Genomic DNA, 24,900 nt, shown 5'->3' on the forward strand with positions numbered 1-24,900 from the left:
AAAAGAATGTCACTCAAAGAACAGCAGGAGAACCAATCAACAGATTCAGCTTCGTTAAAGCGAGGGATGAAGATTCATCACGTTGCGATGTTGAGCGTAGGCGGAACGATTGGAACAGGATTGTTTCTGGGAACTGGTTATGTTGTCCAGCAATCTGGGCCCGGTGGAACCTTTATAGCCTATGCCTTTGGGGCGCTGATCATGGTTCTCATGATGTTAAGTATGGGAGAAATGCTGGTACAAATGCCTGTTGCCGGTAATGTTCAGGCCTATGCGACCCAGTTTTTAGGCTATGGCGCAGGCTTTACTGTTGGATGGGTAAAATGGCTGCAGCTAGCGGTTACTGTTCCAACACAGATTGTGGCTTCAGCGATTATTATGAAAAATATTATTCCACAGGTACCATCAATTGTCTGGATCATCGGCTTTGGTCTGCTGCTATTTTTCTTAAATTCGCGCTCCAATGAAGAGTATGGTTCCTCTTCGTTCTTCTTCAGCAGTATCAAAGTGATCCTAATCGTTGTTTTCGTGCTGGTTGGTTTAGGGATGATTTTAGGTGTTGGTGGAAATGGTGTGGGCTTAGCGAATTACACCAATGACGGCGGACTATTTCCGACAGGCTTTCGTCCAATCATGATGTCGATGATGACTGCGGTTTTTGCTTATAGCGGCGCAGATATGTTTGCGACAGCTGCCGGTGAAAGTGAAAATCCTGAAAAGAATCTGCCTCGAGCAATCAAGATTAGCTCTTTAAGTATCATTATCAGCTACGCCTTGACATTGTTTGTTCTAGTTGCGGTTCTGCCTTGGCGTGAAGCGGACTTGATGGGCAGCCCGTTTGCCTACGTATTTGGAAAGCTTGGTATTTCTTCAGCAGAAATGATCGTGAATCTGGTTGTTGTTACCTCAGCACTGTCTTCAGCGAACGCCCATGTTTTTGCTGCCGTTCGTACTCTATGGTCAATGGGGCACTTTGAACAGGCTCCTGGTTTCGTAAAAACAGTGAATAAACGCAAAGTGCCGATCAATGCCTTGATCGTGACGATGATTTTCGCCGTATTTGCGGTGGCATCAAGCTTCATTTCGCCAGATGTTGTGTATTTATTTTTGACATCGTTTATCGGAGCAGCAGAATTGGTGGTTTATTCGATTACCGGAGTCTGCGCTTTGAAGCACCGAAAGGCCTTTTTAGCGAAAGGCAATACAGTGGCAGATTTAAAATTTAAGATTCCACTGTTTCCAGTCGTCCCAATTTTGTTAGTCATCTTATGTATTTTAGTGGCTACAGGGATGCTCCTTGATCCGACTCAGCGAGGCGCGCTGACAACAGGCGCACCGGTCTTTATTGCCTTGTTTGTTGGAAGCACCATATGGGCAGGAATGAAAAGAAAGAACAAAGAAGAAGCACCAGACAAATCATCAGTAGAATAAAAAATTACTTAGGAGGATTCAACTTGAAAAACGTAAAAGTCATTATTTGGGGAATGGGTGCCATGGGAAGCGGCATGGCAAAAATGCTAATGAAGAAAAAGGGTGTCGATGTTGTTGGCGCGATTGATATCGGCGATAAGATCGGAAAACCAATCTTTGAAGTGTTGGGAGAGGAATTTCCTAACAATGAAAATATAAAAATTAGTACGGCAGAGGATGCGATTACAGAAAAAGCAGCGGATATTGTTCTGCTATGTACAGATTCCTTTACAGTAAAGGCCTTCGATAAAATTAAAAAAATCGTCAAAAACAAGATCAATGTCATCACCAGCGCTGAGGAAATGGCCTTTCCAATGGCACAAAATCCAGCGTTAGCAGAGCAATTAGATAAACTAGCCAAAGAAAATGGCGTGTCAATTCTGGGAACAGGCATCAATCCGGGATTGATTATGGATGTATTGGTACTGGTAATGACGGGGGCTTGCGAGGATATCAAACATATCACTTCTCGTCGTGTAAATTCCCTCTCTCCATTTGGAAAAGCGGTAATGGAGGAGCAAGGGATCGGTATTTCTGTAGAAGAATTTGAACAAGGGAAGAAAGATGGTACCTTAGCGGGGCACGTCGGCTTCCCAGAATCGATGCTAATGATTGCGAAGGCTTTGGGTGTTGAGCTAGACACCGTTAAACAATCCATGGATGCGATCGTAACGGATGTTGATCGTGTGGCTCCATACGGCGAAGCAAAAGCAGGCGCGGTTGCTGGTGTTTCCATGAAGGCAAGCGGAATCAAGGACGGCAAAGAGCTGATCGCCATGGATCATCCGCAACAGATCGAACCAGAGCAGGTAGGTGTCCAAACGGGGGATTATGTCATTATTGATGGAAATCCTCAGGTTAATCTAGTGAATTCACCAGAAATTGAAGGCGGAGTTGGAACGATCGCCATGTGTGTCAATATGATTCCCCAAACAATCAATGCGCGTCCAGGCTTAGTCAGCATGATTGACTTGCCGATTCCTCATGCGATTTTAGGAGATTTTAGAGATCAAATCCATGAAGAGGCAAAAATCGTTTAAGAGACAGGAAAGGGTAGAAAAGATGATAAAAAGCGGAAGTTGGGTGCAGATTCATTCAGTTGTGTTAAAGACGAATGAACGGGCATCGCAAGTACCAGATAGCACCAAAAAAGTCCCGCTGGAAATGTGGGTCAAGGGTTTTTTACAAGAGGATGGCAATATCGGAGAAGAAGTAACGATCAAAACCGTCACCGGTCGGATGGAAATTGGGCGATTGGTACAGGTTGATCCGACATTTAATCATAGCTTCGGAAATTTTGTTCCAGAAATCGTCGAGATTGATCAGATGCTGAGAAAAGAATTATTTGGAGGTGCAGATTAGTGAGAGACGACAGTTATCAAGCCGTCATGGCACGTCGCGGAGAGCTGATGGAGGCCTCATTGCAAATCAATTATGAAGAATTTGAGCTAGAAGGTGTAGCCTTTGATTACGAAAAAATGATGTCAGAGGCTGCCTATTCGATGGAAGAAATGATTGAGATTCAACGCTCGTTAGGTGTGGGGAATACGCCAATTGTCGAGCTGAAGAATTTAACCAAGCTCGCCAGAAAATATGCGCCACAAGGAAACGGTGCGCGGATTTTTGTAAAGGATGAAGCGGCTAATGCTTCAGGAAGCTTCAAGGATCGACGCGCGGCCATCTCGGTGTATCATGCCAAGAAATTAGGCTACGAAGGTGTGGTGACCGCAACTAGCGGAAACTACGGTGCAGCAGTCGCTTGTCATGCCGCAAAACTCGGCTTGAAGTGTATTGTTGTTCAGGAATGCTTTGATTCAAAGGGTGTCGGACAGCCAGAAATCGTTGAAAAGGCTCGCAAATGTGAAGCATTAGGTGCGGAGGTTGTCCAGCTGACAGTTGGACCGGAATTATTTTATCAATTCCTAAAACTAATTGAAAAAACCGGCTTCTTCAATGCCTCCTTATATACACCCTTTGGAATCGCAGGTGTTGAGACATTAGGCTATGAAATCGTCCAGCAGTTTAGCCAGCTTGGTCAGCAGCCAGACATCGTTGTGGCTACAAATGCGGGCGGCGGAAACTTGACTGGTACTGCTCGGGGAATGCGCAAAGCGGGAAATACAGAGACGAAAATTGTTGGCGCCAGTGTCGATTTGCAGGGACTGCACATGGCATCAGATGTAGATTTTAATCGGAAATCATTTACGACTGGACATACCGGCTTTGGTGTACCTTTTACGACTTCACCAGATCGTTCAGATGTTCCGCGCTCGGCCGCCCGTCCACTGCGTTACATGGATCGTTACGTGAAAATTCGTCAGGGTGAAGTGTTCTTTATCACCGAAGCTTTAGCCAACTTGGAAGGATTAGAAAAGGGTCCAGCAGGAAATACTTCCTTAGCTGCCGCCTTTGTCTTGGCGCAAGAGATGCGGGAGGATCAAATTATTTTAGTTCAGGAAACGGAATATACCGGCGCTGGCAAGAGTGTTCAGCCGCAGCTATCCTTTGCACGAGAAAATGGGATCGATGTTCGCTTTGGCGATCCAGCAGAGGAGATCCCAGGAAAATCGATCATCTTACCTTCTTCACCGGAAAAAATCTCAGTGAACGACATTGATTTGGCTTATCTGAAGCAATCACTGGTGAAGAATGTACTGAAAACGACTGATCAGCCATTATCTGAAGTTGAACTGAAGTACTTGGCAGAAGAGATCAATGGAACTGTTGAGCAGGTCCAACAAATCATTAAAAATTTGAACTAAGAGGTGACGGAATTGGAAAATATAAAATTTGAGGATGCGAGAAAGCATTTAGCTGATTTAAGCGATGAGGAATTGAAGGCACGTTTTTGGCAACTAGCAGAAGAGGTCGTTGAACCGATGCTAGACATGGGGAAAAAATACACCTCGCCGTCAATTGAACGTTCCGTCTTATTACGAATGGGCTTCTCATCAATTGAAGCAACAGAAATTGTTAAACGTGTGCTGTCGCATGAGCTGATGGGCAAAGGAGCCGGACACATCGTTTATCGAATCGCCAAAGAAAATGGTCTGAGCGTCCGAGATGCCGGATTAAAACTAGCCGATGGCGAACTATGGGAACAAGTAGATCGTATCTTCAAGGAGGCAAACTAAGATGTCAAAAGAGATGAAGCTTGATGAAAATAAAAAGTTAGATATACACGAAATTTTGGATGATTTAGCCAATTATCGTCCAAGACGTCGCGGCTGGTCGTGGCGTACGCCAGTTCCACGCTACAAGATGCACAGCTTTGAATACCATGACATGGCGGAATCCTTAAAAAAATATGTTCCCTTACCGTCTGCAAAATATTTTGACAATATTGATCCTCAAGGAACCTCTTCAATTACAACGGAAATAGCTTCAGGTCGTTTTGAAGATGATATTCGCAGAATGCGGATGGCCGCATGGCATGGTGCCGATCATCTGATGGTGATTCGTACGGCAGGTCAGTCCCATTTTGAAGGGCTGATTGAGGGCACACCGCAAGGAATCGGCGGTATTCCAATTACGCGAAAACAAGTTCGAGCGCAAAGAAAAGCGTTGGATGCGATTGAAGACGAAGTAGGCCGTCCAATTAATTATCATAGCTACGTTTCAGGAATCGCTGGTCCAGAGGTTGCGGTAATGTTCGCCGAAGAAGGAGTCAACGGCGCTCACCAAGATCCGCAATACAATGTATTGTATCGCAATATTAATATGATTCGTTCGTTTGTCGATGCCTGTGAATCGAAAAAGGTGATGGCTTGGGCAGGAATAGCCCAAATTGACGGGGCGCATAACGCGAATGCTACGGCACGCGAAGCCTGGAAGGTTATGCCTGAGCTGATGGTCCAGCACGCGATTAATTCGATCTTCTCCCATAAAGTCGGAATGGAAAAATCAGACATCTGCTTGTCCACCGTTCCACCAACGGCACCACCAGCACCATCAATGTACCTAGACTTGCCGTATGCTGTTGCTTTGCGGGAATTTTTCAGCGACTATCGGATGCGTGCGCAGCAGAATACAAAATACATGGAGGCCTCAACCCGTGAAGCTACGGTGACTCATGTACTGAATCTATTGATCTCAAAATTAACCAGTGCCGATATTCAATCAACTATTACGCCAGATGAGGGTCGCAATGTTCCTTGGCATATTTACAATATCGAAGCTGTTGATACCGCGAAACAGGTTTTCCAAGGTTTAGATGGCTTTGGTGATATGGTGAAGCTGCTTGATGATGGCCCGTTACGAGAAACAGCTCGTGAAATCAAAGAAAGAGCGGTCCTGTTCTTTGAAGGAATCATTGAAGCAGGCGGCTACTTCCAAGCAGTTGAAGATGCTTTCTTCGTGGATTCTGGAAATTATCCAGAGCGAAATGAGGACGGAATTTCTCGCAAAATTAATGGCGGTGTTGGAGAAAATACAGTTTATGAACGAGATGAAGATTATTTAGCGCCCGTTACCGCTCATTACGGTTATAACAACGTCGCTCAATACGATGAGGGCGCGGTAGATGATCCTGCGAGTCTAATTGGCGGCTCTACTTTTGAAAAACCGGAGAAAATTATTTTTATCGACGAACTGGATGAAAATGACAACGTCAATGTTCGTTTAGAAGAAAACAAAGAGCTTCGAGAAAAGGAATTGATCAAACCAGAAGCAGAATGGCAGGGCGATGGGATTATCCTACTAACAATGATGCTTCCAGAATCAAAACGTGTGGCAGAATTTGCGGCGCTAGAAATTGGGAAGAAGATGGGTCTGGTCGATTGCGAAGTGATCAACAAGGAAGTGATGCAGGCCGCCGAAGGAACACGAATCGAGCTAAAAGGCCGGGTACCATTTACGATTGATAAAGCCACTTTAGTCATTCCTGAAGAACCAAAAACATTGTCGGACGATGAAATTCGCGAAGAAGTAAAACGCAAAAAAATGGTGATTGTTGCAGGAACAGTAGGCGAAGATGAACATTCTGTAGGATTGCGTGAAATCATCGACATCAAACACGGCGGAATTGAAAAATACGGAATGGAAGTTCATTACTTAGGGACGAGTGTACCAGTTGAAAAAATAGTGGATGCGGCAATCGAATTAAACGCCGACGCAATCCTAGCTTCAACGATTATCAGTCATGATGATATTCATTACCGTAACATGAAACGGATTCACGAATTAGCAATTGAAAAAGGCGTTCGTGAAAAAATCATGATCATGGCTGGAGGAACCCAAGTTATTCCAGAGATCGCTGTTGAAAATGGAATGGACGCTGGCTTTGGTCGAGGAAGTAATGGAGCAAATGTTGCAACAGCGTTAGTAGAGCTCAGGAAAGAAATGGAAAGAGAAGAAGTCTAATGAAAATTGATATCTTAGTAGCAGAGATCGGGTCCACGACAACCGTGGTTAATGCTTTTCAAGGTATCCACGGAGCGCAGCCTGTCTTTTTAGGACAAGGACAGGCTGCAACAACGGTGTTAGAGGGTGATGTTCGAATCGGTCTAGAGAACAGCATCAAGGATCTGCAGGAACAGCTGGAGGTGGATCATCTATCCTATGACGAGATGTTCGCCACATCCAGTGCGGCCGGCGGGCTAAAAATGACTGTTCATGGGTTGGTTTTTGATATGACTGCACGTGCGGCCAAAGAAGCGGCGCTGGGAGCAGGAGCAATTGTCCATATGGTGACCGCAGGAAAATTACGGCGAACAGACATGAAAAAAATCGCGGATGCTTCGCCAAATATTATTTTGATTGCAGGCGGAGTTGATTATGGCGAACGTGAAACGGCATTAGACAATGCAGAAAAAATCGTTGACTTAGGTCTTTCGATTCCCGTGATTTATGCGGGTAATGTTGAAAACAATGAAGAGATCAAACTGATTTTTGAAAATAGTCAACAGGAGCTGTACATTGTTGAAAATGTTTTTCCTAAGATTGACGAGTTGAATGTCGAGCCGACACGCAGGGTGATTCAAAATGCCTTTGAAAAGCATATCATCCACGCGCCCGGAATGGAGCATATTCACGATCTGGTAAATGAAACCATTACACCAACTCCAGCGGCGGTAATGAATTTAAGCCAGCTAATCTATGAAAAAATCGGAGATGTCTTAGTCGTCGATGTGGGTGGCGCAACAACAGATGTTTATTCTGTCACCGAGGGAACCGATGCTATTTCAAAAATTCAAGTTGCTCCTGAGCCAGTAGCTAAAAGAACGGTTGAAGGAGATTTGGGCATGTTTGTCAATATGGAGCATGTCATCGAGATTGTTGGTGAAGAGCAGCTTGTCAAAGAAGGACATAACCTGGAAAAGCTGCGTCGGGAGTATCACTCGATTCCTAAGAATAAAGAAGAAAGAGCATTTATCGAACGATTGACCGAAGTAGCCGTGAAGACGGCGGTAGATCGGCATGTTGGTGCTCTACGCTATGTTTATGGGCCTTCTGGAAGAGACACGTTAGCCCAAGGGAAGGATCTGTCGAATATTCGCTATGTCATTGGAACCGGAGGCGCATTGACACGATTGAAGAATGGTCCAGACATTTTGAAGAACATTCGCAAGGAAGATTCGGATACAAAATTGCTGCCAACAGGTATTCCGAAAGTTTTGATTGATCATGATTATATTATGTCCTCATTGGGAGTATTAGCATGTAAATATCCCGATGAAGCCTTGAAGCTACTAGAAGCTTCATTAGGCTATCCGCTGTTAAATGAAGAGTTAATTTCTAGTGCTACTGCTTCTCAATAAGAAGCTTCTATGCTAAAATGATGGTAGTTTAATACAATTGAGTGCGTAATAGTCGTTATGACTTGATGGAAGTTGGTGAAAGTCCAATGCTGTACCCGCAACTGTAAGGATCGTAGTATCCAAGTCAGGAACATCGTGAGTGCTCAATCACTTTTTCGGGAGTAAGAAAGTGGCTATAAAACCATGAAAGTAGCCGCTTTGTCTCAAAACAAAGCGGCTTTTTGTTGTTTAAAAAGATTCCCCAATCTTTTTAAATCATTTAATAAGAAATCAGATCCATTGGACTTTGGCGGTCTTTGAGTGGGCCTGACTTTGCTGACAGATAAGCGAATACAAATTTTGAATACTTTCATGGTTGCTGCTTGCTTTATTGATTACCACATTAACAGGTTCATTTGTCGAAAGCTCTTTGATGATCGAAATTTGTTTTGAATCAATCAAATGTCGAATTCTTCCTGCTCGAACGATGCCCAGCATGCTATTGTTCAAGACGGCTTCTTGCACCACTTCATCACTTGTTGAATCGATGATTTGCGGTGTGTTAAGTGATTGCTTAAAGGAGTTGTGGTAGTTATAATATTCAGATTGATCCACAACGATTGGATAACGTTCAAAATAATCCTCCAGCTGGAAATTAGAACGATAATATTTTGTATTGATACACAAGACAACGCTTTCATAATCGATCGTTTCATAATTCAAATCAGAAGATGCGATATTGCCTGAAATAATTCCTATATCGATCTCATTTTTTAACAACTGACTGATTGTTTCTTCGTTACTAGAACCATGCAGCTGAAAAGATAGAGTCGGATTTTTTTTGCTTATTTGACGAATGGCCGGTAAAAAATAGCGAAAGCAATAGTAATCGTGTCCCTGTAGCTGGATTAGATAATTCTTTCCATATTCGCTAGGAATTCCTTCGATCAGATTCACTTCTCTTAGTATGTTGATTGCACGTTTATATAACTGTTCTCCTGCGTAGGTCAATACATATTTTCCCCTGCGTTTCTCTAATAAAATGGTCCCTAGATGTTCTTCTAAGCTGCGTATATGCTTCGTGACTGTTGGCTGTGAATAATTCAATTTGATTGCGGCTTTAGTAAAATTCAATTCCTCAGCAACGACTTGAAACGTTTGCAATGTTCGAAACTCCATAATCTCCCTCCACTTATATTTATTCTAAAAATAATTTCCATAAAAAGCATTTTCGTTAAAATTATTTTTAACATTACTTCCATTATAATATAAATAGAGCCTATTGTATAGGGAACGAACGGTGGTCTAGCCTAAGAATGAATGAGGATAAAAAAACTTATTTTTACTTTGGAAGCGCATGACGTCAGGATCAAGAAAGGGTAAAATGATACATATTTTATACGAATCGTTCCTCATTAATAGCTCGCCGAAAATAAAAAGAATAACTAACTAAAAAATAGAAGACTCTTGATCCTGTTTTTATTTTTCTATTTTGGCTATAGTAGAGGAGTGAGGCACTCTCAGGATATATAAAATAACTTAAGTTGTTTGTCACGTTGTAAGATATTTTGAGCTTAGATGGCGCTGATTAAAATGAAAAACGGCATATTTTATTTGTAAACAGACGATTTGTTCACTTCTTTTAGCGGGTAATCTGTCATAGCGAAACAAACACCAGCAATATTTTCAACTATAAGAAATATTTGATAAAGGATAAACAACGAGAAAAAGCAGCGAAGAAAGAATCTCTTGTTATTAGGAAATATCAGCAGTTTTTCTGAAGCGGGTCAGAATACGATAAACATAAAACTAAAAATAACAACAGATGTTTTAAGGAATCAGAGAATTCCTTTTATTGAACGCGACACTACTGTTATTATTTGTAAATCATTCTGTCATTTTTTTGCCTTTATTTTAGTTAATAATCAGTGAGGAAACGTTGTTAACTGAAAGTATAAAAAGAAAAGGTTGAGAGTATGATGAAATTATGTATTGGAATGAAGTTAAAAGCAGTAAGTGTCCACGGCGACTATGTTGAAGGAGAAGTGTTGAGTATTTATCAACGAACCTTTGTAATCGTTTCGAAAAAGGACGCAAAACGATATTTAGTTCGGCTAGACACACTAAGTGAAGACTTATATACACAAGACGTTCCTGCCTGAGGGAGCAATACTACATAATAAAAAAAGGAGCTGCCCTAAAAGTCTTTTAACCTTTTTGGCAGCTCCTTTTGGCGAATAAACCGTGACTCATAGATGGCCTTTTTTTTCTTGGAGTTGGACTGTTAGATTATCGTTCGTCCTTGACGAAAAATCTTCTACGCAGGTGAACTAAAAGGACGCCTAATAGAAAAGTCATTCCCAAAATCGTTATTGCGGTCGAACTTTTCTCTCCAGTATTCGGATAAGCTTTAGCTGCTTTGCTTGTATTATTTATGTGCGTGTTCACGATAACAAAATCAAAGGGTGCCTGTTCAACAACTGTTGAATGGTAATTTTTTGGGACGTCGATGGCTTTAACGGTATAGTTCGTCTTGTTTACATTGGCGTCCTGTTTTGGAAGATTTTTCCAAGAATGGCTCCAATGATTACCATCATTTAAAATTACCGGGTCTCCATGTTTTTTATCGCGATCGTAAAGCTGTACCTTAACAGAAGAGGGGCGATCCTTTTCTCGATCGTTGTTATCATTCCATTGTTGAGTGACATTTACTGATGGAATAGTCGGGACTTCTTTATATGTGTTCGTTATATTAAAGCCCTCCACCTGACTTGAATATCCAGAGACGGGCTCTTCATTGACTGTGTAAACGATTGGTTGACCATTTAGATTTTTTGGCAAGTCAGTGAATTCATAGTCCCAATTATCATTAGCGGTAACTTGTTTAGTCGCCACCTGCTCGCCATTTGCTAACAGTAGGACGGTGATGCTGTTGGGTCTTTTTTTATCACGATCGTTATTGTCTTGCCAGTTTTTGTGCCCCTTAACGGAGGTTTGTTCTGGTGAATGGGTATTGGTAACGATAAAGCTATCGTCATTTTGTTTAGACACAGTAGAGGTATAACCAGGTACTGCCGTTTCTTCCTCTATTGTATAGTTAATTGCTTGTCCCTTGTCATTTTTCGGAAGCCCTTCCCATGTGTGGGCCCATTGATCGGCGCCAGAAACAGAAGCTTCGTCGATTTTTTCTCCGTTAGCTAGAAGTGCTAACGTAACAGCTTCCGGTCTTAATTTATCCTGATCATTTTGATCGTCCCAGACCTTTTGAACATTAATGGCTCGAACTTCAGGTGTGTGGGTGTTGGTAATTGTACTCCCTTCAATAGTAGTGACATAATCAGGCACGGCGTTTTCGGAGACGCTATACTCGATTTCCCGTCCATTTAAAAATTTAGGCAGGTTGGTGAATTGGTAGTGCCAATCGTCTTGACTCGTGACCGTTTGACTTTCCTGAAAGGCGCCGTTGGCCAGCAGATTGACGGTAATTTGATCCGGACGTTTGCCATCTTGGTTGTTTTGATCCCGCCAGTTTTTTTGTCCAGAGAATTCGGTCGTTTTTGCCGGATAGTGATTGATGATGTCAAATCCTTTTACCTCGCTGCTATATCCTTCTGGGACAGTCGTTTCTTGCACAGAATAGCCATATTCTCTTCCAGTATTGTCGTATTTTGGTACTGAAGGAAAGGCGTAGCTCCACGTTCCGTCCTGGCTTTCTGAGATAGTTGTTTGGCGATAGTTTACGCCATCTCGCAGCAACGAGACGGAGATAGTTTCCGGTCGTGTTTGGGAATCATTCTCTTCGACCTCCCAAATTTTCGTTCCCGAAATGGTAATCAGCTGATCACCTTCACCGCCGCCGCCTTGGCCATGATAAGTAGCGGTGGAAACAGCGGTATCGATAAAACTTCCGTTATCATAAGTAGATGCGGTGTTGTGATATCGATTATTGGCTGCATTATATAATAGCCGCGTTTGATAATGGATGACTAAAGAAGTCGTAGCTGTATTATTTTGTTCCTGCACACTGGTCAATTTCCCAAAGCTAAGACTGAAGGTCTGCGTCCCGTCTGCCTGTTGCGTAATAACTGGCTCAGTATGTTCAGTAGCTAAAGGAGTTCGGCGCCAATTTCGATGAATGACTGTCATCGATCCAGGAATATAGTCCTGATTGTTCTCCATAATATCCTGAAGTGTTGCATTTTCGACTGGGTAGCCGCCATTATTGACCGTTAGTGTCCAATTGATAATTGTGGGGTCTGTATCCTCGTAGGATAAGCTCTTGGCGATTGCACTTGTGCCAGAGCCGCCGCCTGAGCTGCTTTTTGAAAAATTTAAGTGAACCGTGTTGTTTGGATTGGTCTGTGTCGGAAAGGCCAGATCATTTCCAGTTTCATAATTTAACTGACTGCGATTGAAGGTAGCCCAAAAATTAAAATTAATTCTTAAATTGTCATAGGATTGAGCATCAGAAGTAAACTGGATTGAAATGATGCCATTGCTGATGGTAACATCCGCCAAATGCACGCCAGTTGGTGTATTGATGCTGATTGGTGTTGTCGTTGTGTAATTCAGTTCTTTAGGTAAAGACATGGTGTAAGGCTGGTCTGTAGTGATGGCGCTGCCATTTCCCAAATTTAAATTATAGGTCACTTGAACAGAAGAAGTATCGCGAATTCTATTGGTTCCGATGGGGCTGTTTGCATCAGCAAGAGCCACGCTTGTAACAAATTGTGAAGCATCCAGGTTTTCTGCTGCATAAACGTTGGTTGAACCTAGCTGAATAAATAGATTGCTTAATAAAAAAATGATACTAAAAAGGGATTTTAACCTTTTTTGCATGGAAATCTCTCCTTTAGGATTCTTGTTATCAAAAGTATAAAGGGGAAATTACTGAATCCAAAGAATTCTGCCTATCCAAGAAAAGGACTTGTACTAGAAGTGGTCAGCTTCAAGAAATTTCGGCTCATTTTTCGAACAAGCTGCTTCTGTAATACCGCTTGTTCGAGAAAGGGAGATATGACAAGACTTTTGTCATATCTCCCTTCTGATGGATTATCGGTTCATTGAACTAAATAAAACTTTCTAAAAATTCTGTTGCGACTCGTTGAAACGATTCATCGTAGTCGATTAGTAATTGCTTTAAGGGCTCTGTTTGACTGAATTTTTGCCCTTTACTTTGAACCTCCAGCAGTAATTCCTCACCATTTAAACGAAAATCCACAAACACTTCATCGTCCATCGATGTTTCTAAATAATCAATCATGGATTCGAAATAACCTTCTGCTAACGGCTCCGCAACCTCCAACAAGACATGCTCCATCAAGGCCTCAACCTCTGGATTTTTATATAAAAGAAAATGCTTGCTGACAAATGCAGAATCATAGATGTTCTCGATCTTAAAATCTAGAAATTGCAGATACTCTTCGACTTCTCCAATTTTTTCTAAACTATCTAAGACAGTGCGTAGGATTTGCAGGAGGGCATCATCTAAAATCGCATCAAACTGCTCATTGGGATAATAGGTCTCGATCACTTTTTCTATTTCAAAAAAGCTTGCTTCGATTTTCTCAAAGTAGCAGCCCTCTGGTTGGTCTTTTACAAAGAAGCTCACTTGCATACTCATTTTGATCACCTCATTGAGAAAAATGATTGAACAGTTAATCCATCCGCTAAACTCGCACAAGGATTACTTTTTTTAGTTTAGCATATTCGAAAATAGTTTTTGCATTTGCTGCACGGATGTTGAAATAGGGAAGGGAAAGTAAAACCATCTATGTATGATCAACACGCCATGGATGGTTTTTTTGAGTGCTTCCCCTTGGACTAAGAAGTTTATTTTATAAAAAAGTAAACATATCGTCTCGAAATAAAGTTTATTTATGTGAAATACGCCAAAAAAATAAAAATCGTCCTGATTTGTGACTCTTGATTAAATAACCATTGAAATAATAATAAAAATTATCAGCAGAGAATCGCTGTCTAATAATAACCCCTATCTTGTGAATCTAAAAAACGACCCTTCTATCACTGACTTTTTTGATGAGAGAAAATGACAGTTTTTGAAGAAAAACCTTATTTAATCCAATGTTTATTTATAAAACTAGCCGAAATGTTAAGAAAAAATAATAGAAAAATAAACGTGGCGTTTTTACTAAATAAGCCTCAAAGCGTAACAATCATAGACGATTATGACGTTTTTTAGGCCTCAAAATAATCAATAATGACTTGGAAGAAAGATTATATATTTTTGAGGAGGAAGGCCATGCATCAATAAAAAGGAGTGCAGTTGGTTTGTTGGATAGTCAAAAGCAAAGTTACTTACGGTTTGTAAAAAGAAAGTCTAGTGGTAATAAGTCAAGATAATTTTTCAAAAGATTTTTAAAGGTAGTTAATTTTTGAAGCGCACTGAACTAAACCCGACCAAAATTAAAAATTTTTTCGGGTACTTCCAAGGATTAGCGTCAATAACATACTGTTATTTATCTATCACGCTCCTTGGTGGCATATAGAGTTGATGGTTACGTAGTAGCGTATCCACCAGACGCGTAAATTTTCTTGCGGTTAGTACGATGGCTCGTTTGTGTTTATGCTTGGGTGTTTCAGCGTATTTTTTCTTATAATACGCATGGTACTCAGGCTCGTATCTCCTTACGGAGTTGGTGGCTTCAACTAGATAATAACGGAGATAACGATTGCCTCGTTTGGCCATAGGAGTATTTTCATACTCAGAGTTACCTGATTGGTTCTGTCGCCAATATAAACCGGCATATTTAGCCAATTTGCTTTCATCTGAAAAGCGATTGATAGGGCCAATTTCAGCGAGTATACCCGCAGCATAAACAGGACCGATTCCTGGAATACTGGTTAAACATTGATATTCAGGTAGCACAACGACTAAATCGTCAATGGCTTTGTCTAAGTCTTTAATTAACTTTTCAAGACTACGAATTTCTTTGGCTAGAACACCCAAAACAATATCTACAGAGTCCTGATGGACTTTTCCTAACCGGTAGGAACTACGTATGGCTTTAGAAATTGCCTTTGCAATTCCTTCGGGATTTTTAAAACGATACTTCCCTAGTTTTTGAATTAGGTTCGCAAACTCTTCTAATGACAGTTCGGCAAGTTGGTCCATTGTGTAATCTTCCGTCATTAGAGTTACTAATGTGGCACTTAAAACGGATCCACCTTCTGCTTTTAGTTCTTTAGAAAGCGTGTTGCATTTATAATAAATGTTTTCGATAAAGTGTTGCTTTGTACGAACCAGCTGTTTAATTAGCTGATAACGCGTTCTAGTTAAGTGTTGGAGGGCAAGGTATTCTTCCTCTTTAATGATGGAGTTGACTTGCCTTTGGATGCGAAAATAGTCAGCGATATAAAAAGCATCAATTTGATCGTTTTTGTTTTCTTCAAAAATATCACGATACTTTTTAATTTTATTTGGTTGTTCAACTGAAACCATAAGGTTCAATTGATTTAACTCAAGATCTTCTTTAAAAAACATAGCTGGATGAAAGCTATATAAAGATGTGGCCTCCATTCCAATCACTAAGCTCTCTATCTCAAATTTTTGAGAAAATTCGAGAATGTATTCTTTGATCTGGCTTGCGCCAAGTTGACTATTTCCATAAGATGCTTCTTTTAAAACAGAGCAAATTGAATCGTCTGTCATAAAGCAAGCATCTAATTTTTCAGAACTAACGTCTAAACCGACAAATAGTTTCATGTGGAAGGACCTCCTTTCGTTGATTATTCGGAAATTGCTTGGGTACTGTGGGATATCCCAGAATCACGTTGTCTAACGACAGCCTCGCATAATAGAGTTTCATTCATTAAACCTCTAAGCCACCCAATCTCTACTAGGATTGGTAGAGGTCAATGGACTCAGCTAGTGTGTTGGAGGTTATACCAACGGTTCGGGTCACAGACTTTCTGTCGCAGTAAAACTGCAGAAGGTGATAGCGTCTTCCCGTAAGTCCTTTCCAAGACTTATTATTCAGGAATATCCTACAGTATCCAAGTAGTAATCGTTATTTTATTTAAACATATTAGGAATAGCCCCTAAGGGCGATTGAAGGAATGAAAGTTTCTTCAAAATATATATTACGAGTAGGTTATGAATGTGAAAGGCAATAAAAAAATAATTACAAAATTTGTCGTGGCGACTACATTATTTACTACTGCAGGAGTTGTGGCTCCTGTAGTTGGTTCTTTTTCTGTTTACGCTGCTACGACGAATCCTGTTGCGGATAATACCTCAAAGCGTTCTATTACACTTTGGAAATATCAGGTGAAGGATTTATCTGAGCTGGGAGAACGCGGAGACGGTGAAAAAGACGATACAGTAACGAAAACACCATTAGCAGGGATCAAGTTCCGTATTCAACGAGTAACACCAATTGGAGATGCTGCGTTGACAAATCCTTTAGTTCAAAAGGAAGGAACAGATTATACAATCGATTCTTCATTTACTGCTCAAACAGTTACCACTGGAGCTGACGGCTCGATCAAAGCAGAATTAGGCACGGGGAATGCGGCAGATGGGATTTATCTGGTTACTGAATTAGAAGATGATCGTGGCGTGTCTCCAACAGTCGCAAAACCTGCGGATCCGTTCTTTGTTCAAGTTCCGCAAACAGATCGTGATGATCTCGGCTCATTGATTTATGACGTTCAGGTACAGCCTAAGAACATCATGGAATCATTACTTGAGCCTGATAAAACAGTCGAAGAAGGAAAAGGCTTCTCGAATAAAGCTGGAAATCACTTCACCTGGGAAGCAAATGCTAGTTTGCCAAGTGGCTTGTATCAAGTAGCTTCTCAAGACATGGTTATTACACCAGTCTACGACAAGGATGGCAATCAAATCGCAGATAAGCCTGTTTCAGCAGGAGAAGAAATCTATGCCGATTACTATACGATTCGCGATACGTTGAACGAAGCAATCATGCTTGACGGCCTTACGGTAAATGTTAAGACGGAAACAGGTAATTGGACAGCTCTTACTTTAGGAACAGATTACACGGTTACTTTAAACGGTGCTTCTAAAACCGCTCACCCGATCACTGATTCTTCTACGAATGAAAAAGCAGTTGTGGTTAACTTGACCACTGCGGGGATGAAGAAAGTAGCTACTGGAAACAATACAAAGATTCAAGTTGTCTTTGAAACACATACGGACAAAGATTTCAATGGTACGATTCTCAATCATATGGATGTTGACTACTTGAGTCCAGGATTAGAGCCAGTCGAAGTTCCTTCACCGCCAGAAGAAGATCCTGAATACTACACAGGTGGTTTTGATATTAAAAAGACAGCAGAAGATGAAGCAAAATTATTAGCAGGGGCAGAATTCCACCTTGCAATCAGTGAAGACGATGCGAAAGCTAATAAGTTCTTAGCTTCAGATGGAAAAACATATACGCTAAATAATGACGGTACGACTACACCAGCATTGCCAGCAGGAACGACGCTGTTGAAAGCAACTTCGGATGCACAGGGGCTAACGGAATTTAACGGATTAGAGTTGAACTGGTTTACAGACACAGATGGCGATGGTCAACAGGATATTGGAACTGAACCAACATTTACTGAAGATCAAATCAAACGTGATTACTGGGTAGTTGAAACAAAAGCACCTGATGGCTACGAATTATTAAAAGCGCCTCAAAAAGTTACTGTTAATTTGGCGAGTGAAAATGATTCAACAATTGAAGCAACCATCGTCAATGAAACAAAAACAGATCTACCATTTACAGGGGGCGTCGGAACGACCTTATTGATTGTCATTGCAATCGGCGCAATCACAATCGGTACTGCGGCAGTAGTGATTGATAAAAAACGCCAAGCCAACTAAGAGAGGTTCTGATGGAAAGAATGAGGTGACTTAAGACATGAACAAACTTAAATTGAATAAACTTGTCGCCGTTCTGTTTCCGGTTGTGCTTGTCTTGTTGGTTATTTGGGCAATTCCACACACTTCTACATTAAAAGCTGATGATGGCAACGCTACTAAAGAAACAGCAAATGCAGAAGTGATCAGCGTTCCAACCGAAGTGACAAAGAAAAGCTTGAAGGAGTTGACCGCTGCTAATTATGCGCCAGAAGATTCGTTAAATAAACCTGTCTATTTTAGTTCTGATACATCAGAGGCGACAGTATTAGCTGCCGATGATCCCATTCAAATGGGAGAAGGAAGAATTAGCTTAAAGACAGGAACAGCGACTTTTGATGGTGATGATGCTCCTGGACACGATTCAAACGATACGAATACAATTGTTCGTTCATATGATCAAGTTATTTATCTTGTTTCCTTTACTATTCAAAATAGCACGCAGGATCAGGATTATACAAATATTCGTTATCGTTTGAAGGCAACATTGTCCAACGCAGTGACAAAGGATGGGAATGGGGTTCCGCAAGTCAATGGGGAGATTGCCAACGGAACGTATTATGATCATGCGATAAATGATGGCACACAGTATTCCGAGGGGATCATGGAATCTACTATCAGTGATACGGGACAAGTCTTTGTTCCCGTTGTTGTAAATGTTTTTGACGCTAAGCATGGGACTGAATTAAAGCCAACGTTTGAATTAGAAGTTTTGGACGCCGAAAATGCAGAAACAGGAAACATTGAAGCAATCAATACTACGTACGATTCAGAGTTCACAGTACCTGAGACAACGGTGTCTGCAAAACCATCGGTAGCGATTCAATTGGTTCAAGGAGATAGAAAAAAAGGAACAGTGGTATTTGGAGGCAGCAATGCCAATCTGGATGCTTATGATGTTGCAGCGATCACTGTATTACGACCATTAGATGGCAGAGCAGCAGGAGATTATCGTGGAACAACTTTTCCTAGTGGTCCGATCACTTACACTATCAAACAAAAAGGGACGTATCAAGTGAACGGAAGTGCAACGACGAATAATTTAACCTCGTCTCAATATGCTAATTATTCAGTTAATGCATATGCGCCGGCAACTTATTCTCGAACGGCGTCCTTTACCAAAAATACTGAAACGGTAAATACTAATGTATTCACGAATCCTCTGGCAGCGCCTAACGCGAGTACCGGAAAAATCTATTCCTCTCAACCTGAAGGAAATCTTGCTGAGATCGGGGTATATGAATCTGGCGACTTTGAAGTTACCAGCAACGGGAATGTGACGAACAAGAATTATGCTGGGGTTGTAAATCCGTATACCTATAACATGACTGGTACTAGAATCTCAAGCAGTGCAGCGAAAACCTTTTCTAGTCTGGAATTAATTATGGGCTGGGATCGTACCCAAACAGAATCACTGGCTCGTTCGAATAACTGGAATCGTTATGATATGACTTTCTATGTAGATTCGGTCTCATATGATGGTCTAACGACTACAAATAATGCCAGTATCAGTTATCCGAACATCGTGACACCATCAGGAGCCTATACGGGAGGTCCGGTATTCGGAAAAACGAGTGACCCAGAGGATATAACCAGTAATCTGACTAACCTAGATTTAAATGAACCTTCACCTGCAGTCAATACCGGCAATGCGAGACTGTCTTCTGGCGATTCTATCGTTGGATTCAATTTTGTAGGAACTACCAACGAGGCGGTCTATGAAATAGATTCTATGCTGATGTGGGACCCTAGTGCACTTGAATATGACAAATCTAGAAAGACTTATTCACACGCTGAATCAGATACTGTGAAATTCATGTATGGGGTAGCGAAGAATTTTTCGAACTCGCCACCGGCAACCATGCAGGTTCAGTCGTTCACTAATACAGAAACATTGTACAACTGGTATTCAACACCAGAAGCAGCTGAAGCAAGCGGCGGAAAAATTTCCGCTGTTGCCTGTTACGCAAAAACCTCAATACCAACAGGCTGGAAGGGCATGCAAAGAGTCCCGCTGAAAGTTATTCAAATGCAGCCGGGAAATAAAACACCAGCAGGAAATCCTTTGGTATTGTTGAGTACCATGCAGTTTAAAGATAATAATGGTGGGATTATATATGATCCAGTTAGAGATTCACCAGGATGGCTCAATAATGGAAAATATTTGCCAACGATCTTTGATGCCAATGGGAAGGCAACCTCTTATCCAATGTCCTATGTCTGCACGATCGGAGAGTCTGCCTATGTAAATCCCTTTAGTATTTTAACAAAAACAGAAGTCGAGAAAGAGCTTTACGATACATCAGAGACGATTCCAATAAAGGTAACAGGAACGCTGACTGGAACTAGTTCCGTAAAGTATGATGGCGCTTTGACCACCACGTTACCAAAAGGAATCCATTACAAAGCTAATTCCAGTAAGGATGCTAAAGGAGATGACTTACCAGAACCCACGATTACCAACAATGCAAATGGGTCGACCACCCTTCGATGGAATTTCTCGGATATGCCATTAGCAACAGGCGTAGAAGTGAATTTCAAGGCAACATCGGATTTTTCAGAGCTAAGCTTTGATTCTAGCGGATTTACAGGAAATTTAACGGTTTCCACAGTGGGTGAAATGTGGCGATCGGGCAATACTGCAGTGAAGGATGAAGCAGTTGCAGCGATTCGCTCATCCTCAGATACGTTCAAAGAAAATCTGATTCAGCAAATTATCGTCAGTAAAACGGGAAATAAGAAGACGATTGAAGTAGGTGATGACAAGCCAGTTGGAACGAAGGATGCAATCACGTATGAAATGACCACTAAAAATGAATCCGCACAACCTGTTACGGATGTAAGAATCGTTGATGTACTTCCATATAATGGCGATTCAAGAGGCACCATCTTCCATGGAAGCTATACCGTCACAGATGTCGACGTTGATGATGAAGATGCAGAAATCTATTTCACAACAGAAGCGGCCGATGAAGAGGCGGATCCTAATGATATTGATAATTGGACACTTTATACAGCAGGAACTTCGGATATTTCTAAAGCGAAAGCCTTTTTAGTCAAATCGGATTCATTACCTGTCGGAAAAACGATCACTTTGTCTGTCACTTTGGACCCGTCTGATCAGAAACCTGGAGATATCTTGGTGAATAATGTGAGATTTAATTCTCATTTAGATATGATGGTTCGTTCACAAAACTTCGAAACGAAGGTTTACGGAAGAGACCTTTCTGGAGTGGCGTGGTATGACGATGATTCGGATGGTTTGATCGATACTGCAGAACCATTTGTAAAAGATATTCCTGTCAAGCTTTATCGGACCAGTTTAGATGATGAAAACTACAAGAATGAATTGGTAAAAGAAAGCTTAACTGGCGAGAAATTTGTTGATGATTCAGGAAATTCTTTGATTAAGACAGATGCCAATGGGAAATACCTATTCTCAAACTTGGCTGAAGGAGAATACATTGCTGAATTTGTTGTAGGTGATCAGGTAGTTCAGAAGAAATTTTCTGTAACAGAGCCTCTAGTGGGAGATGATCCGACATTAAATTCTAAGGCAGATCAAGATACCTTCAAGACCGACGAGTACACACAGCCCAAACTATCGGACTTAGCTACAGATAAGAATTTAACTAATGCTACTCACCATGTAACAGATGTCAATATTGGTTTGATCCGTCTTTCTAGTATCCGTCTGTTCAAATATGAAGCCGGCAGTGCCGTAGATGCGGATTCAGACGGCTCACTCAGTGATACAGAAAAAAGTACCGGAACGCCTTTAGCAAGTGCGACCTTCGATCTTTATAAGGGCAACGATCAAACTGAAAAGATTGGAACAGCAACCACTGATGCAAATGGTTACTTGAATTTTACCGGCTTGGCACTGGGAGATTACAACTTGGTGGAAACCAAAGCACCTAAAGGCTATGAGCTGATAAAAACACCGATAAAGGTCACGCTCGCTGAAGCCAATCAGACGGTCATGGTTTATCAGGACAATGAAAAAACGACAGAGCTGCCACATGCTGGCGGCAATGGACCGATGGTTTGGCTCTTAGGTATTGCTAGTGCTTTAGGTTTAGCAGGACTTGGCGCTTTGTATCACTACTATCGTCAGCCTAGAAAGAAAGGAGCGTAAGAAAATGAAAAAACGTATACTCATCTTTTTCACGCTCCTGTTCTTGCTGGGAGTAGGAGCAGGTCCGTTACACTCGCAAGCTGTGGAGAACGCATCGACTCCTACCAATGGTTACGCGATCTCTATTTTGAAATACAAATTGAGTGAGGCAGCAGCTCTTTCGACAGAGCTGCCCTTAGATGGAACCAAGGCAGAAAAGGTCACCGATAAAAACGGAAATGCCTTAGAGCCTTTAGCCGGTATTTCCTATGAAATTACTCGGGTATCACCCGTTCAAGGAGAATCAGCGTTTGCTCCGGTGGAAGGGACGGATGCCTTTAGCGTAACCGTGACCACTGATCAAAACGGATTAGCGCGAGTTGATGGGTTAGCGAGCGGTACGTATCAGGTGGTTGAAAAAGAAAATAGTTTACTAAATTCTGTGATGGAACCGGTCATTCTAGAATTGCCTTTACCGCAACGAGAAGGTGAGGCATTAAGTGAAGTTTACCTGTATCCGAAATCAAGTGTGGTGGGTCCTTCAGAAGAGACTGTAAATGAAGACAGTGTCAATACGGGTACCCAGACGGCTTCAGACAAACTCCCGCAAACAAGTGGAAGTATTGGAAACGCCCAGCCGCTTTATCTTATCTTGGCGTTTATCGTTGTGATGGGAGCGATCGGGGTAAAGGTTCTCAAGACAAAACATCATAAATTTTAAAAGGATTGTTGCACGGGGTAGTCCTAAAAAAACTACCCCCTGCTTTTTTAGAAAAGGTTATTGAAACAAACGTTTTTAAGCAATCATACATAAGAGCTGAGGGGAAAAACAGGAACCACTCAGTGAGTAAAGCGATGGGAGAGGAGCTGCCATGAAGAAAAAAAACAAGAAAAAGAAGCATTCCTTCTTGATGGTGTTTGCAGTAACAATGATTACCGCGGGCTTTTTGGTCCTCCTTTATCCAATCGTTGGGAATTATTTAGCTAATCGGGAACGAAGTCAAGCAGAAACAGCTTACGATCGAACCCTAGAGGAAATGACTGAGACAGAGAAAAACACGCAATACGAATTAGCAAAGAAGTACAATCACTACATTTTTGAAAAGCAGCAAGGAAAAAATCCTGAGCCTGCAGTATATAAAAGTATTTTGAAAAATCGTTCGGGTGTTATGGGGACGATCGACATTCCAGCAATTGATATCAAAGAGATGCCGTTTTATCACGGTACCTCCTACAAAACATTAGATAAAGGATTAGGACATTTTGAACCAACATCCATTCCGATTGGCGGGAAAAATACCCGCTCAGTCATCACTGGTCATAGCGGTGTTAAAAATCAAGTCCTTTTTACAGATGTGCGCAACCTCACGGAGGGTGATCTGTTCTTTATCAATATATTAGGCAAACGCTTAGCGTATCAAATCGATTCATTTGAAGAAATCTTACCCAATGAGGTTGAAAAAGTAAAAATCACACCGGGGAAAGATCAAGTGACGCTGCTTACCTGTACGCCGCCTGGGATCAATACCTATCGACTATTGGTTACAGGACATCGGATTCCTTATAAGGATGCCATAGCGAAAAAGGTCATAAAGCGGAATTTATGGAGTTATCAGAATATCGTTTTAGGGACTCTAGGAATCAATATTGTGCTTTTCTTGATTCTTATAGTGATTTATCGCTTCTGGCTAAAACGATTTCGTTCAGCTGATCCTAAAATCTCCGAACGAGGGCGAAAAAATCTGAAGCGGTTGTTCCTTGTGACCAAGACGTATTTTGCATTGATATTTGTCAGTATGCTGACAATCTTAGCCATCGCTTTTTATGGCTATCTCCAAATGCAGCACGATACCGTGGTCGAAGCGGCAGATGTAGGGGTAGAGGAGACACTTAGTGATTACAATTTGAGCAAAATTCAACGCGCCAATTATGAGGAACGACAAATAGCTAGTGTGAACGTTGCAGATTATGCGTCTGCGAAGAGTGCGCTTCAGCAATCAACCAATAATTGGGGCATCGGTAAACTGGTAATTCCTGATCAATCGATTGACCTGCCAATTTTAGCAGGACTGGCCAATCAGAACTTGTTGACAGGAGCTGCGACCTTTCGCCAGGAGCAGCAATTAGGCAGAGACAATTATGTTTTACTCGCCCACAACATTTACGAACAGGATGTCTTGCTTCACCGAATTAAATTTTTGAAAACAGGAGACAAAATCTATACCACAGATTTTAAGGACGTTTATGTCTATACGGTCTCATTAAATAAAGTTGTCAAGGAATCGGAAGTCTCTTTCATCGAGAAAAACAAACCAGGTACACAGCCTAAGCTGACGCTGTTGCGCTGTGAGGGGAATATTGGAACGATCTATCGTCGTGTCGTTCAGGCGAATCTGCAAACGATAGAGCCTGTTCAAGAAATGAACGCAGGAGAGCTGTCTTCCATAGGATTAAAGCAAACAACAAAGAAATCAGATGGAAAAATGGTGAAGAAAAATCCAGTCTCAGCCTTTCAAAGCTTCGCGATGGCTGTAGCTGCGAGATTTGTGAAGGAACCATTACAGACGATTTTACCGATGTTTCTATTCTTCATGCTGCCGATTCTGTTTTTCAATCTTCTGCGTTGAGGCTGGTTACTCAAAAGAGAAAATTGAATTGTCACTGAAAAAAACCAATAAACAACT

Annotated in this window: 16 protein-coding genes and 1 riboswitch; of the genes, 12 read left to right on the forward strand and 4 right to left on the reverse strand. The window is 41.5% G+C overall.

The annotated features are described in order from the left end of the window. The first annotated feature begins 6 nt into the window (after positions 1–6). Genes OMU_RS05765 through OMU_RS05795 form a run of 7 tightly spaced genes read left to right on the forward strand, consistent with a single transcriptional unit; the run spans position 7 to position 8,228 of the window. Positions 7–1,431, forward strand: a complete 1,425-nt coding sequence (locus tag OMU_RS05765) for an amino acid permease (RefSeq protein ID WP_016179030.1) — start codon at positions 7–9, stop codon at positions 1,429–1,431. 23 nt (positions 1,432–1,454) lie between these two features. After that, positions 1,455–2,510, forward strand: a complete 1,056-nt coding sequence (ord, locus tag OMU_RS05770) for a 2,4-diaminopentanoate dehydrogenase (protein WP_016179031.1) — start codon at positions 1,455–1,457, stop codon at positions 2,508–2,510. Between the two features lie 22 nt (positions 2,511–2,532). Next, on the forward strand, positions 2,533–2,832 hold the full coding sequence (gene ortA / locus OMU_RS05775; protein ID WP_016179032.1) for a 2-amino-4-oxopentanoate thiolase subunit OrtA: 300 nt from the start codon (positions 2,533–2,535) through the stop codon (positions 2,830–2,832). After that, entirely contained in the window at positions 2,832–4,232 is a 1,401-nt protein-coding gene (ortB, locus tag OMU_RS05780) for a 2-amino-4-oxopentanoate thiolase subunit OrtB (RefSeq protein WP_016179033.1), read from the forward strand. The genes ortA and ortB overlap by 1 nt, the downstream gene beginning before the upstream one ends. A 3-nt stretch (positions 4,233–4,235) precedes the next feature. Continuing rightward, positions 4,236–4,604: an ornithine aminomutase subunit alpha gene (locus OMU_RS05785; protein ID WP_238054237.1), complete on the forward strand. Its 369-nt coding sequence runs from the start codon at positions 4,236–4,238 to the stop codon at positions 4,602–4,604. A gap of 1 nt (position 4,605) precedes the next feature. Next, a complete protein-coding gene (gene oraE, locus OMU_RS05790) occupies positions 4,606–6,831 on the forward strand; it encodes a D-ornithine 4,5-aminomutase subunit OraE (RefSeq protein WP_016179035.1) in 2,226 nt (741 codons plus the stop codon). After that, a complete protein-coding gene (locus tag OMU_RS05795) occupies positions 6,831–8,228 on the forward strand; it encodes a GlmL-related ornithine degradation protein (protein ID WP_016179036.1) in 1,398 nt (465 codons plus the stop codon). The genes oraE and OMU_RS05795 overlap by 1 nt, the downstream gene beginning before the upstream one ends. Positions 8,229–8,256: 28 nt before the next feature. Continuing rightward, a riboswitch (cobalamin riboswitch) is annotated at positions 8,257–8,383 on the forward strand. 115 nt (positions 8,384–8,498) lie between these two features. Here the strand turns inward: OMU_RS05795 and OMU_RS05800 are convergent. After that, positions 8,499–9,386, reverse strand: a complete 888-nt coding sequence (locus OMU_RS05800; RefSeq protein ID WP_016179037.1) for a LysR family transcriptional regulator — start codon at positions 9,384–9,386, stop codon at positions 8,499–8,501. 797 nt (positions 9,387–10,183) lie between these two features. Between OMU_RS05800 and OMU_RS05805 the strand changes: the two genes are divergently transcribed. Further along, entirely contained in the window at positions 10,184–10,369 is a 186-nt protein-coding gene (locus OMU_RS05805) for a hypothetical protein (protein WP_016179038.1), read from the forward strand. Between the two features lie 127 nt (positions 10,370–10,496). On the opposite strand, the gene OMU_RS05810 is transcribed toward OMU_RS05805, so the two are convergent. From OMU_RS05810 to OMU_RS05820, 3 genes are all read right to left on the reverse strand, one after another. Continuing rightward, entirely contained in the window at positions 10,497–13,046 is a 2,550-nt protein-coding gene (locus tag OMU_RS05810) for a Cna B-type domain-containing protein (RefSeq protein WP_016179039.1), read from the reverse strand. 229 nt (positions 13,047–13,275) lie between these two features. Next, positions 13,276–13,830 (reverse strand): hypothetical protein, encoded by a 555-nt coding sequence (locus OMU_RS05815; protein WP_016179040.1) that lies wholly within the window; start codon positions 13,828–13,830, stop codon positions 13,276–13,278. An 852-nt stretch (positions 13,831–14,682) separates the two neighbouring features. Beyond that, positions 14,683–15,933, reverse strand: a complete 1,251-nt coding sequence (locus tag OMU_RS05820) for an IS110 family RNA-guided transposase (protein WP_016178330.1) — start codon at positions 15,931–15,933, stop codon at positions 14,683–14,685. 390 nt (positions 15,934–16,323) lie between these two features. Between OMU_RS05820 and OMU_RS05825 the strand changes: the two genes are divergently transcribed. The 4 genes from OMU_RS05825 to OMU_RS05840 all read left to right on the forward strand — a co-directional run bounded on the left by OMU_RS05825 (position 16,324) and on the right by OMU_RS05840 (position 24,843). Continuing rightward, positions 16,324–18,063, forward strand: a complete 1,740-nt coding sequence (locus OMU_RS05825; RefSeq protein WP_218064648.1) for a SpaH/EbpB family LPXTG-anchored major pilin — start codon at positions 16,324–16,326, stop codon at positions 18,061–18,063. A gap of 37 nt (positions 18,064–18,100) precedes the next feature. Then, on the forward strand, positions 18,101–22,237 hold the full coding sequence (locus tag OMU_RS05830; protein ID WP_016179042.1) for a SpaA isopeptide-forming pilin-related protein: 4,137 nt from the start codon (positions 18,101–18,103) through the stop codon (positions 22,235–22,237). A 4-nt stretch (positions 22,238–22,241) separates the two neighbouring features. Then, entirely contained in the window at positions 22,242–22,937 is a 696-nt protein-coding gene (locus OMU_RS05835) for a pilin N-terminal domain-containing protein (RefSeq protein WP_016179043.1), read from the forward strand. 151 nt (positions 22,938–23,088) lie between these two features. Continuing rightward, positions 23,089–24,843 (forward strand): sortase family protein, encoded by a 1,755-nt coding sequence (locus tag OMU_RS05840; protein WP_016179044.1) that lies wholly within the window; start codon positions 23,089–23,091, stop codon positions 24,841–24,843. Positions 24,844–24,900 lie beyond the last annotated feature (57 nt).

Source organism: Enterococcus avium ATCC 14025, assembly GCF_000406965.1.
In the GTDB taxonomy this organism is placed as follows: Bacteria; Bacillota; Bacilli; order Lactobacillales; family Enterococcaceae; genus Enterococcus_A; species Enterococcus_A avium.

What these genes read in the sequence shown, in the direction of transcription:
- OMU_RS05835 (WP_016179043.1), top strand. Translation starts at nt 22,242, where the DNA reads ATGAAAAAACGTATACTCATCTTTTTCACGCTCCTGTTCTTGCTGGGA.
- OMU_RS05810 (WP_016179039.1), bottom strand. Translation starts at nt 13,046, where the DNA reads ATGCAAAAAAGGTTAAAATCCCTTTTTAGTATCATTTTTTTATTAAGC.
- OMU_RS05795 (WP_016179036.1), top strand. Translation starts at nt 6,831, where the DNA reads ATGAAAATTGATATCTTAGTAGCAGAGATCGGGTCCACGACAACCGTG.
- OMU_RS05830 (WP_016179042.1), top strand. Translation starts at nt 18,101, where the DNA reads ATGAACAAACTTAAATTGAATAAACTTGTCGCCGTTCTGTTTCCGGTT.
- OMU_RS05820 (WP_016178330.1), bottom strand. Translation starts at nt 15,933, where the DNA reads ATGAAACTATTTGTCGGTTTAGACGTTAGTTCTGAAAAATTAGATGCT.
- OMU_RS05815 (WP_016179040.1), bottom strand. Translation starts at nt 13,830, where the DNA reads ATGAGTATGCAAGTGAGCTTCTTTGTAAAAGACCAACCAGAGGGCTGC.
- OMU_RS05840 (WP_016179044.1), top strand. Translation starts at nt 23,089, where the DNA reads ATGAAGAAAAAAAACAAGAAAAAGAAGCATTCCTTCTTGATGGTGTTT.
- OMU_RS05765 (WP_016179030.1), top strand. Translation starts at nt 7, where the DNA reads ATGTCACTCAAAGAACAGCAGGAGAACCAATCAACAGATTCAGCTTCG.
- ortA (WP_016179032.1), top strand. Translation starts at nt 2,533, where the DNA reads ATGATAAAAAGCGGAAGTTGGGTGCAGATTCATTCAGTTGTGTTAAAG.
- OMU_RS05805 (WP_016179038.1), top strand. Translation starts at nt 10,184, where the DNA reads ATGATGAAATTATGTATTGGAATGAAGTTAAAAGCAGTAAGTGTCCAC.
- OMU_RS05825 (WP_218064648.1), top strand. Translation starts at nt 16,324, where the DNA reads ATGAATGTGAAAGGCAATAAAAAAATAATTACAAAATTTGTCGTGGCG.
- OMU_RS05800 (WP_016179037.1), bottom strand. Translation starts at nt 9,386, where the DNA reads ATGGAGTTTCGAACATTGCAAACGTTTCAAGTCGTTGCTGAGGAATTG.
- oraE (WP_016179035.1), top strand. Translation starts at nt 4,606, where the DNA reads ATGTCAAAAGAGATGAAGCTTGATGAAAATAAAAAGTTAGATATACAC.